This is a genomic window from Taklimakanibacter deserti (assembly GCA_003574785.1).
Genome location: QORU01000034.1, coordinates 1 through 1,601, shown reverse-complemented (window position 1 = coordinate 1,601; position 1,601 = coordinate 1). Strand labels below are relative to the sequence as shown.

The window sequence follows — 1,601 nt, the reverse complement described above, 5'->3', positions numbered from 1 at the left end:
CCCTCATCCGGCCTTCGGCCACCTTGTATGGGGCTTTTTGTCAAGGTCACTTTTTCCCACATTTTACTCCTTCTGTTTGGTGGAGGTGCACAGAGCGATGGATCGAGGTGAGCGATCTGAGGGGAACTTGCATGGTGCGACGAAAACTTCCGCCACAGCCTTGTATACGGCGGTCCTGAGGACCAAACCATGATGCAGTCATGCGCATCGTCGGCAAGTTCCGTGATGCTGGCTCCAATCTTCTCCGCGGCATTAACGCCATGGTGGCACAACGGTCAGCCATCACCCCGGATCGTGAACGGCACCAGGTGCCGAAACCTTTCTCCAGATAAGCCCTGTTCAACCTCCTCCTCTGCCAACTTCCTGTTAGGCTGCCTCGCGCAGCCTGATGCCCTCGGGGATCACGCCCTGAGTGGCCATCCGCCACAGGGCGATGAGCAGCTTGTGGGCGAGTGCCACGATCATCACCTTGCGCACGTCCTTGCGCCCGCTTTGGGTTCTCTGCCGGTACCACTGCGCCAACGGGCTGTCCGCCTGATGGATCAGAAACAGCCAGGAGAACTGGAGCATGCCGGTTCTCACCCGCAGATTGCCGGCGCGCGCCAGACCTTGCTCGCGGCACCGCTTGCCGCTCTCATCGGGCGAGCCGGTGAGCCCGGCATAACGGGCAACCGCCCAGCGGTCGGGCAAGGGCCGGCAGAACACTTCGCTGGTCAGCACATCGGCGACCTCGAGCCCCAAACCCACCACCCGGTTCAGCTGGCGCATCATGATCGTGTGCTTGTCCTTGGCGGCGGTGGCCAGCCTTCTTTTGCGTTCGCTCTCGATCGCCTTGAGCTGCTCCTCGACCAGCCGCAACCTGGCCAGGTCGTGGTGAAGCTCGGCAAGGGTGTTGGCAGGCAGCGATACGCCTTCCGGCGTGACCAGCCTGTCGAGCTGTTGCACTGCCTTTTTGAGAGTGGGATCGAAATCGCGGATGCCGAAGCGGATCAGACAGGCCTTCAGCCGGTTGGTCAGGGCGGTGGATTCCTTGGTGAGCCGCTTGTGCTCGCGATTGGGGCGCTTCAGGTCCTCCTCCTCCATAGAGGGGATCTGCACCATCATGCAGTGCTTCGGCTCACCGCGCAGCCAGCCCAGGAAAGCACGCTGCAGAAGCTCGCTATCGAGCCGGTCGGTCTTGCGGCGACGATGCTCGCGCGGCACCGGAATGCTGTTCGAGTGGATCACATAGGCTTCGATGTCACGCGCTTGAAGCCAGCGGGCCAGCCAGAAGCCGTCGCGGCCGGCTTCATAAGCCACCGTGATGCGTTCTATCGTCCGCCCAGCCTTTACCGCCTCATCGCGCCAGCGCTGGAGCAGGACGAGCAACGCCTTGGGATCAGGGGGGTCGAGCCTCTTCTTCGGTTGCCGCGTCAGCCCGGGAACAAGGCCGGCAACCAGCCAACTCGACAGGCCCATATCGATCACCGCGATCAGCGTGCTATCCTGATTGAGGACGACGAGGGATTTGCTCATATCACTTTGCATGGGGGTCACGCTCCATCAGATGTGTGGACAACGATGGGCATCTTACCCTCGTCGTCCGCCCCATTGAATCTTCT

The 1,601-nt window shown here is 61.6% G+C and carries 2 protein-coding genes; one reads left to right on the top strand and one right to left on the bottom strand.

Features of this window, described 5'->3' with window-relative positions; all coding sequences use genetic code 11:
• Positions 1 to 200 precede the first annotated feature (200 nt).
• Positions 201 to 332, top strand: a complete 132-nt coding sequence (locus DS839_RS37125) for a hypothetical protein (RefSeq protein ID WP_368912117.1) — start codon at positions 201 to 203, stop codon at positions 330 to 332.
• Between the two features lie 34 nt (positions 333 to 366).
• On the opposite strand, the gene DS839_RS35755 is transcribed toward DS839_RS37125, so the two are convergent.
• Positions 367 to 1,515 carry an IS110 family RNA-guided transposase gene (locus DS839_RS35755; RefSeq protein WP_368912116.1) on the bottom strand — a complete coding sequence of 383 codons (1,149 nt, stop codon included), beginning with the start codon at positions 1,513 to 1,515 and terminating at the stop codon, positions 367 to 369.
• Positions 1,516 to 1,601: the final 86 nt, after the last annotated feature.

Bases quoted from the DNA above. Each gene is read 5' to 3' on its own strand.
- DS839_RS37125 (WP_368912117.1), top strand. From the start codon at position 201: ATGCGCATCGTCGGCAAGTTCCGTGATGCTGGCTCCAATCTTCTCCGC.
- DS839_RS35755 (WP_368912116.1), bottom strand. From the start codon at position 1,515: ATGAGCAAATCCCTCGTCGTCCTCAATCAGGATAGCACGCTGATCGCG.